This window comes from Rhodoferax sp. UBA5149, assembly GCF_002413825.1.
In the GTDB taxonomy this organism is placed as follows: Bacteria; Pseudomonadota; Gammaproteobacteria; order Burkholderiales; family Burkholderiaceae_C; genus Rhodoferax.
On record NZ_DHXT01000235.1, the window covers coordinates 4376 to 12177 of the forward strand.

General features: G+C 63.1%; 8 protein-coding genes and 1 pseudogene. 3 read left to right on the forward strand and 6 right to left on the reverse strand.

Annotated features, from left to right (window positions below; all coding sequences use genetic code 11):
• From B3V69_RS20520 to B3V69_RS20530, 3 genes and pseudogenes are all read left to right on the forward strand, one after another.
• Positions 1-513: pseudogene (locus B3V69_RS20520) on the forward strand (hypothetical protein); the annotation flags it as partial.
• Positions 514-698: 185 nt separating this feature from the next.
• A complete protein-coding gene (locus B3V69_RS20525) occupies positions 699-1403 on the forward strand; it encodes a response regulator transcription factor (RefSeq protein ID WP_296449633.1) in 705 nt (234 codons plus the stop codon).
• Between the two features lie 2 nt (positions 1404-1405).
• A complete protein-coding gene (locus tag B3V69_RS20530; RefSeq protein ID WP_296449636.1) occupies positions 1406-2677 on the forward strand; it encodes a sensor histidine kinase in 1272 nt (423 codons plus the stop codon).
• A gap of 260 nt (positions 2678-2937) precedes the next feature.
• On the opposite strand, the gene waaF is transcribed toward B3V69_RS20530, so the two are convergent.
• The 6 genes from waaF to B3V69_RS20560 form a co-directional block, all read right to left on the reverse strand.
• On the reverse strand, positions 2938-3927 hold the full coding sequence (gene waaF, locus B3V69_RS20535) for a lipopolysaccharide heptosyltransferase II (RefSeq protein WP_296449639.1): 990 nt from the start codon (positions 3925-3927) through the stop codon (positions 2938-2940).
• Positions 3928-3952: 25 nt separating this feature from the next.
• Complete coding sequence (locus B3V69_RS20540) at positions 3953-4156, reverse strand: zinc-finger domain-containing protein (protein ID WP_296449642.1); 204 nt, start codon at positions 4154-4156, stop codon at positions 3953-3955.
• 69 nt (positions 4157-4225) lie between these two features.
• Entirely contained in the window at positions 4226-5164 is a 939-nt protein-coding gene (locus B3V69_RS20545; protein ID WP_296449645.1) for a branched-chain amino acid transaminase, read from the reverse strand.
• Between the two features lie 49 nt (positions 5165-5213).
• Entirely contained in the window at positions 5214-5648 is a 435-nt protein-coding gene (locus B3V69_RS20550; RefSeq protein ID WP_296449648.1) for a glycerate kinase, read from the reverse strand.
• A 100-nt stretch (positions 5649-5748) separates the two neighbouring features.
• Complete coding sequence (locus B3V69_RS20555; RefSeq protein WP_414707589.1) at positions 5749-7122, reverse strand: ATP-binding protein; 1374 nt, start codon at positions 7120-7122, stop codon at positions 5749-5751.
• A gap of 5 nt (positions 7123-7127) precedes the next feature.
• Complete coding sequence (locus tag B3V69_RS20560) at positions 7128-7799, reverse strand: winged helix-turn-helix domain-containing protein (protein WP_296449681.1); 672 nt, start codon at positions 7797-7799, stop codon at positions 7128-7130.
• Between the last annotated feature and the right edge of the window lie 3 nt (positions 7800-7802).

Here is a 7802-nt window from a genome sequence, read left to right on the forward strand (position 1 = left end):
CCTTTCTACCACGACCTCGGGCTTTCCAAGGACACGGTCGCCTGGGTGCGCGGCTCCTTCGGCCTGATCGCCACTTTCCTTGGCATCGCTGCCGCCGGCCTCAGCGCCGTGCGGCTGGGCTTGTTGCCGACGCTGATCGCAGGGCTGGTGCTCGAAGGCTTCGGCACGGCGGCATTCGCGTTGCTCAGCGTCAACGCCAGCACAGCAATTTTCGCCTCGGTGATGACGCTCGACACTTTTGCCCAGTCCTTCGCCGGCGTTGCCCTGGTGACCTATATGTCGAGCCTGACAAGCCTCGGCTACACCGCCACCCAGTACGCCATGCTGTCCTCGACGTACGCTTTGCTCGGCAAGTTCCTGAAGGGATTCTCCGGGATTGCGGTTGAAACACTCACGCCCACCCACGGACTCCTCGGCGCCTACGCCACGGCGTTCGTGGCCACCGGCCTGACCGCAGTCCCGCCCCTGCTGCTATTGCTGCTGCTTTGGCGCCTGCAGCGGCTCAGGCAATGAGCATTAAATATCCAGAAAGCCCCTGTGAAATGGCGCTATTGTGCTCATTAATTGATAGCAACCGTCAATCCGAAAACCTGTTTCAATCGGTCTTTTTCGACCCAGCCGCACGGTATTTACCAAACTTTACAGAGCCTACAGGCAGCACGCACACGCTGCTCGGCACCTCGCGATAGACTGCCCCCATGAGCCAACACCTGTTGATGATCGAAGACGACACCCGCCTGGCGCAAATGGTGGGCGAGTACCTGGGGCAGTCCGGGTTTGCCGTGAGCCATGCGGGCGACGCCAAAACCGGGTTGGCAGCCGTGCAGGCCGCGCCGCCCGATCTGGTGATACTGGACCTGATGTTGCCCGATATGGATGGCCTGGAAGTGTGCCGCCGCATCCGCGCCCTGCCCGGCGCCCTGGCCCAGGTGCCGGTGCTGATGTTGACAGCCAAGGGCGACCCGATGGATCGCATTATCGGACTGGAAATCGGTGCCGATGACTACCTGCCCAAACCGTTCGAGCCGCGCGAGCTGCTGGCGCGCATTCGCGCCATTCTGCGACGCCACGTGGAGGGCGCCCCCCAGGTCGGCCGTCAATTGCGTTTTGGCACACTGGAGATTGACCGCGACGCCCGTACCGTCTGCGTCGGTGCCCAAGCCTGCGATTTAACCTCGTACCAGTTTGATCTGCTGGTGGCCCTGGCCGAACGTGCTGGCCGGGTGCTCACGCGTGACCAAATCATGGAAGCCGTGCGCGGTCGTGAGCTCGACGCCTTTGACCGCTCCATTGACGTGCACATGGGACGCATCCGCGCCGCCATCGAGCTCGACGCCAAGAATCCCAAGCGCATTCTCACCGTGCGCGGCGTCGGCTACGTGTTCGCCCGTCAGCAAGACTGAGCATGTTTTTCAAAAAACTCTATGTGCGTATCTGGCTGGCCGTGGTGCTGGCCGTCGCCGTGCTGACCTTCATGGTGGGCTGGGCCTGGCGGCTCGCCGCCGAGCCGCCGCTGCGCGACGTGGTCATCCGCAACGAAGCCGGACAAATCATTGGCAATGGCCACTCGCGCCCGCTGCATCCGTCCGGCGCGGCGCTGGGGGACCGCCCTGCGGGTGAGCCCGAAGCGAGGTCATCACGGTTTGGTCCGCGCGGCCAGTATGGCACTGGCCCCGAGTTCGTGGTGCGCATGCAGGATGGGCAGACGATGCACATGCACTTGCCGCGCCCGCCGAGTGCGTTTTGGATCCGGCCCCCGTACGGGTTTTTTTGGACACTGGCCCTGGTGGCGATTGCCGTGGCGCTGGCGACGTACCCGATTATTCGCAAGCTCACGCGCCGCCTGGAGCTGCTGCAAAACGGGGTTGAGAAATGGGGTGAAGGTGACCTGTCGATTCGTGTCCCCGAGGCCGGACAGGACGAGGTGGCCTTTCTGGCGACACGTTTCAATCGCGCTGCCGAACGCATTGAGACCCTGGTGAAGTCACACGAGTCGCTGCTGGCGTCGCAAAAATCGCTGCTGGCCAATGCCTCGCATGAGCTGCGTTCGCCGCTCACCCGCATTCGCATGGGCTTGGAGCTGATGGGCGAGCCATCGTCCCCGGCTTTCAAGAACGAGATTTCGCGCAGCATTGCCGAGCTGGATCAGCTGATCGAAGAGATTCTGCTGGCCAGCCGACTCGATGCCCGTGAGGCCGACCTGGGCACGATTGAGCCGGTCGATCTGGTGGGCTTGGCGGCGGAGGAGTGCGCGCGGGTGGACGCCGAGCTGGACGTGCAGCTGGCGCATGACTTGGCGGCACCCGAAGGCGCGTTGGCCTTGCCGGTGCAGGGCGTGACCAAGTTGCTGCGCCGGGTGGTGCGCAATTTGCTGGAAAACGCGCGCCGCCATGCGGTGGGCGACATCCGCGTGACACTGGGCAAGACGGATGGCCAGGCCGTGATCCGGGTCTGTGATCGCGGTCCTGGCGTGCCGGCTGAGTTGCGCGAACGCATTTTTGAGCCTTTTTACCGTCTGCCTGGCGCGACCGAGCGTGATGGCGGCGTCGGGTTGGGTCTGGCCTTGGTGAAATCCATCACGCTGCGTCATGGCGGCACCGTGTATTGCGAAAATCGCCCCGAGGGTGGTGCCTGTTTTGTGGTCCAGTTGCCGCTGGCGTCAGACAATAAGACGTGAATGTCTCAAAAAGTTACAGTTTCTTGCAAAAAAAGGGGTCCGTATCCCCCAAATGTGGGATAGCGCTAAGGCGCGATGCTGGGTAAAGTTGCACCAGCTGCTGTCACAGTGATCAAGTGTTGGAGCCCAGTCCATAAATGGGTACTCAAGCATTTCAAAGTTCCAACGACGTCCTTTCGGGGACTTTTACAAAGCCACCCTCGGGTGGCTTTTTTTTGAACAAAATATGGCTCTGGCCCTCGTGGCTAGGACGCGATAAGCTATATATTTTGTAGCACGTCGGCCGCTGAGATGTCCACCAGGCAACGCGTATGCCCGAGCGGGCATACGCGCGCAAAACAGGGCGCGCAGTCCAGGGGGGGCTGGTAGCTGGCATTGTTCTTGAGCCACAGCACGGTGGCCTGGTCATTCAGCGGCGGCGTGTGCAGTGGGCTGCTGGAGCCGAAGAGGGCGATTTGGGGGACGCCAAAGGCGGCTGCCACATGCATCAGACCGGAATCATTGCTTACTATGCTTTTTGTAGCGGTTATCGCACTGAATGCGTGGGCTAGCGACGTTTTCCCTGCAAAGTTAAGACATTTTCCGGCTTGCTCGGCGTTCACCGGTGCGGCGATCTCGTGGCACAGCTCGAATTCTTTGCTGGAGCCCAGCAAGACGACGGGCAGGTCAAGACGCCGGGCCAGTTCGGCAAAATGGGCTGCTGGCCAGCGTTTGGCGGGGCCGTATTCGGCGCCCGGTGCAAACACGTAATAGCCGCGGCGTCGCAAGCCCATGGTGGCCAGCGCCCGGTCGACCTCGGCCGGGTCCAGCTGCAGCTGCGGCCGGTCAGCGGCGACATCGGCCTCGCCGCTGAGCGCCGAGTAAAACGCAACCATTGGCGGGCGCCGCTCCTTGGGCGGATTTTTCAGGCGGTGCGTCAGCAGGCCCACCCGCGCCTCGCCCAGATAGCCGACCCGTTTCGGGATGCTGGCCAGAAATGGCAGCAGGGCGCTTTTCAGCGAGTTGGGGCAGACATAGGCGATGTCAAACCGGTCTTCGAGCTGTTTGGCCAGACTGCGCCGTGCCTTGAACTGCAGGCCGCCATGCGCAAACGGAAACTCGATGACCTCCGCCACTTGCGGCATCGCCCGGTACACGGGCGCCACCCAGGGCAGGGCGCCGACCGTGAGGCGTTCGCCGCGCGCGCTCAATCGGCGCAGCAGTGGCTCGGTCATCACCGCATCCCCAATCCACTGGGGCGCGATGATCAAAGAATTGGGTTCTGACCCCAATTCTTTAATGCCCGGCGAAGTGTTCGCCAGCCTTCAGTTTGTAGACGGTGCCGCAGTACGGGCACTTGGCCTGTCCGCTGAGGCCGACGTCCAGGTAGACCTTGGGATGGCCGTCCCAGATCTTCATGTTGGCCAGCGGGCTGGGGCAGTACATGCCACCCTGGTCGTTGAGGTCTTTGGCCAGCAGTTCAATAGTCGCGTTGCTCATCATTTTCCTAGGTAGTTGAGGACAGCGCTTGCCGCTGCGCGGCTGCGGACTGTCCCGCAAGGTTTCAAGTTAAATTTTCGTCAGCCAATGGGCGTATTTGGGGTTGCGGCCGTTGACGATGTCAAAGAACGCGCTCTGGATTTTTTCGGTGATCGGGCCACGCGAGCCACTGCCGAGCTCGATGCGATCCAGCTCGCGAATCGGCGTCACCTCGGCGGCGGTGCCGGTGAAGAAGGCTTCGTCGCAGATATACACCTCGTCACGCGTGATGCGTTTTTGCACCACCTCCAGGCCCAGGTCCTTGCAGATGTGGAACACGGTGTTGCGGGTGATGCCGTTCAGGGCGCCGGCTGACAGGTCCGGCGTGTAGACCACGCCGCCCTTGACCACAAACAGGTTTTCGCCCGCGCCTTCGGACACAAAACCGTTGGCGTCGAGCAGCATGGCTTCATCGTAGCCATCGTCGGTGGCTTCCATGTTGGCCAGGATGGAGTTGGTGTAGTTGCTCACCGCCTTGGCTTGCGTCATGGTGATGTTGACATGGTGGCGGGTATAGCTGGAGATCTTGACGCGGATGCCGCGCTGCATGCCTTCTTCGCCCAGGTAGGCGCCCCAGGGCCAGGCGGCCACCATCAAATGAATGGTGTTGCCTCTGGGGCTGACGCCCAGTTTCTGGTCGCCAATCCAGGTCAGCGGGCGCAGGTAGCAGGATTCGAGCTTGTTCTCACGCACCACGGCTTTTTGCGCTTCGTTCACCTCTTCTTTGCTGAACGGGAGTTTCATGCGCAGAATTTTGGCGCTGTTGAACAGGCGCTCGGTGTGCTCTTCGAGCCGGAAAATCGCCGTGCCGTTGACCGTGTTGTAGGCGCGCACGCCCTCGAAGGCGCCGCAGCCGTAATGCAGGGTGTGGGTCAGCACGTGAATCTTGGCGTCGCGCCAGTCCACCATCTGGCCGTCCATCCAGATTTTGCCGTCGCGGTCAGACATGGAGGGGGGTAGGGGGCTCATCGGGGGTTCCTTAAAGATAGGCGGATGCAGGTCTTGCAAAACGCTGATTTTACGGGGCCGGATTGACGGGGGAACCGTTGGCGGCATCCGCTGCGGGCGCCGGCCGAACCAGCGCCCATTTTTTCAGCTTGCCGCCACTAAATTCAGCGCTTACATGCGACTGTGTGCCGTCGGTCCAGCGATAGAGTTCGGGCTGAGTGCCTTTGGGGCTTTTGAGCTCACCCAGCGCCTTGGTCATGGCCACCACGTGTAACAAAGTGGCGCCCGGCCTGAGTTTGGCATTGAGCATGACCGCGCTGCCCACGTAGCCGATGGGCCGGTTGGCCGCGCGCTTGAGCACCTGCATCATGCGGGTGAAATGCAGCAGCAGCCACATCACCAGGATGCCCATTGCGACGGCGACACCACCCCAGGCGTAGGACCGATAGGCAGCAGCGACCAGAATCACGCTGGCCAGCGGGACAAGGATTTTTTGAAATTGCATGGCCTGATTTTGACCTACGTCGCCGTTCGAAAACCCAGGGCTGCGAGCCGACCTCGGTGTGCCTGGTTCGAAGTCGCCGAGTCAGCTTTCGGGCGATCGGTCAAGCTGTCCGCTGCACCGGCCAGCGCACGGTGACCGCCAGCCCGCCCAGCAGGTCGGAGCGGCTCATCCGAACCTGGGCACCGAAGACATCCGCAATCCTTTTGACAATCGACCAGCCCAGGCCGCTGCCCGGCTGCGCATGGCCCAGCACGCGGTAAAAACGCTCACCCAGGCGGGCCATCTCTGGTTCCGTCATGCCAGGGCCACTGTCTTCCACCCGCAGCTGGGGCTGCCCGGACTCGGTCGCCACGCACACCTGGATCTGCGCGCCCTCCGGGCTGTAGCGCATGGCGTTATCGATCAAGTTGCGCACCAGCACCGCGACCAGCATGTCGTCGCCCGCCACCACGCAAGGCGCTTTGGCAACCAGTTCCAGGGTTTGATGACGCGCTAGCGCGGCGGGCGCCAGGTCGGCCGCGACGCGACGCGCCACCGCGCTCAAATCCACGGTGAGGACCGGTTCGGCCGCGCTGAAAGGTGTGGCCTCCAGGCGCGCGAGCATGAGCAATTGTTCAACCAGCCGCGTCGCGCGGTCGCAACCGGCCAGGGTGGTCTGCAGCGCATGGTCGCGCTGCGCTGCATCGGCACCGGCACCCAGAGCCACTTGCGCCTGGGCGCGGATGGCTGCAATCGGCGTGCGCAGTTCATGCGCCGCATCGGCCGTGAAGCGGCGCTCGAACGCCATCATGCGGCCGATGCGCTCGAACAGCTCATTGAGTGCCTGCACCAGCGGGCGCATTTCCGAAGGCATGTCCCCGAGCACGACCGGCTCCAGGGCCTGCGGCTGCCGGTGGCCGAGTACATGGCTGAGTTGACGCAAGGGAGACAAACCCCGCCGCACGGCCCACCAGCCTGCCAGGGCCAGCAGTGGCAAGGCAAAGACCAGGGGCAGAAGTACGCTGCGTAAAACAGCCCAGAGAATCCCGTTGCGGGAGGCTGTCTGCTCCCCCACATAGACCTGCACATCGCGTTCGGCGCCGCGTGCCGCAAACACCCGCCATTGGGCGTCGTCGGGCAGTCGCACCGTCACAAAGCCACTGGACTTGGTGGACATCGGCGTCGTGCCTGCATTGACCGAGCGCGACACAAGACGCCCTTCATGAAACACCTGAAAGGCCACCTGGGGGGCGTATTTGTGCAGCGACGGCGCGTCCGCCACGCCATCGTCGTCATCTTCATCGCCATCGCCATCGGCCTTGCTCTGCTGCACCACCAGCAAAGCGGCCGCCTGAGCCAGATGGCCATCGAGCAACTCACCCAGTTCATGGCGCGCGTCGTACCACGTCAGCAACGCGGCCCCCAGCCATACGACGGTCACCAAGCCCAACACCAGTACCAGCAGGCGCGCCTGCAAGGAAGCCAGAGGTCGCAAGAATTTCACAGGGGCTCCTGACTGCGCGGCACGGTGTAGCCAATGCCGCGCACGGTCTGGATCACGTCCGCGTGCAACTTGCGGCGCAGATGGTGGATGTGCACCTCGATCGCATTGCTGTCGACTTCGTAGCCCCAGCTGTACAGCTGCTGCTCCAGCTGCTCGCGCGACATGACGCGACCCGCATTGAGCATCAAGGCGTGCAACAAATCGAATTCACGGGTCGACAGCGTTACAGCCTCGCCATCCCGGCTGACCTGCCGCGCGGACGGGTCCAGCAACACCGTGCCGCAACGCAAGACGTCCTGCATCTGGCCATGCGCGCGGCGCACCAAAGCACGCAGGCGCGCGCCCAGTTCATTCAGATCCACCGGCTTGACGACATAGTCATCCGCCCCCAGGTCCAGGCCGCGGATACGGTCGGGCACGGCGTCACGCGCGGTCAATACCAGCACCGGGGTGGTGATCTTGCGGGCCCGCAAGGCCTGCAGCACGTCCAGCCCGTCCTTCAGTGGCAAGCCGAGGTCCAGCACGGCCGCCGTATAGTCCCCGCTCGCCAACTCGCGCTCGGCGGCCACGCCGTCACGCACCCAGTCCACCTGGAAGCCAAGCTGGCGCAAGCCGGCACGCAGGCCATCGCCCAACATCGGGTCATCTTCAGCCAGCAGGATGCGCATCAA

Bases quoted from the DNA above. Each gene is read 5' to 3' on its own strand.
- B3V69_RS20525 (WP_296449633.1), top strand. From the start codon at position 699: ATGAGCCAACACCTGTTGATGATCGAAGACGACACCCGCCTGGCGCAA.
- B3V69_RS20530 (WP_296449636.1), top strand. From the start codon at position 1,406: ATGTTTTTCAAAAAACTCTATGTGCGTATCTGGCTGGCCGTGGTGCTG.
- B3V69_RS20540 (WP_296449642.1), bottom strand. From the start codon at position 4,156: ATGAGCAACGCGACTATTGAACTGCTGGCCAAAGACCTCAACGACCAG.
- B3V69_RS20545 (WP_296449645.1), bottom strand. From the start codon at position 5,164: ATGAGCCCCCTACCCCCCTCCATGTCTGACCGCGACGGCAAAATCTGG.
- B3V69_RS20550 (WP_296449648.1), bottom strand. From the start codon at position 5,648: ATGCAATTTCAAAAAATCCTTGTCCCGCTGGCCAGCGTGATTCTGGTC.
- B3V69_RS20560 (WP_296449681.1), bottom strand. From the start codon at position 7,799: ATGCGCATCCTGCTGGCTGAAGATGACCCGATGTTGGGCGATGGCCTG.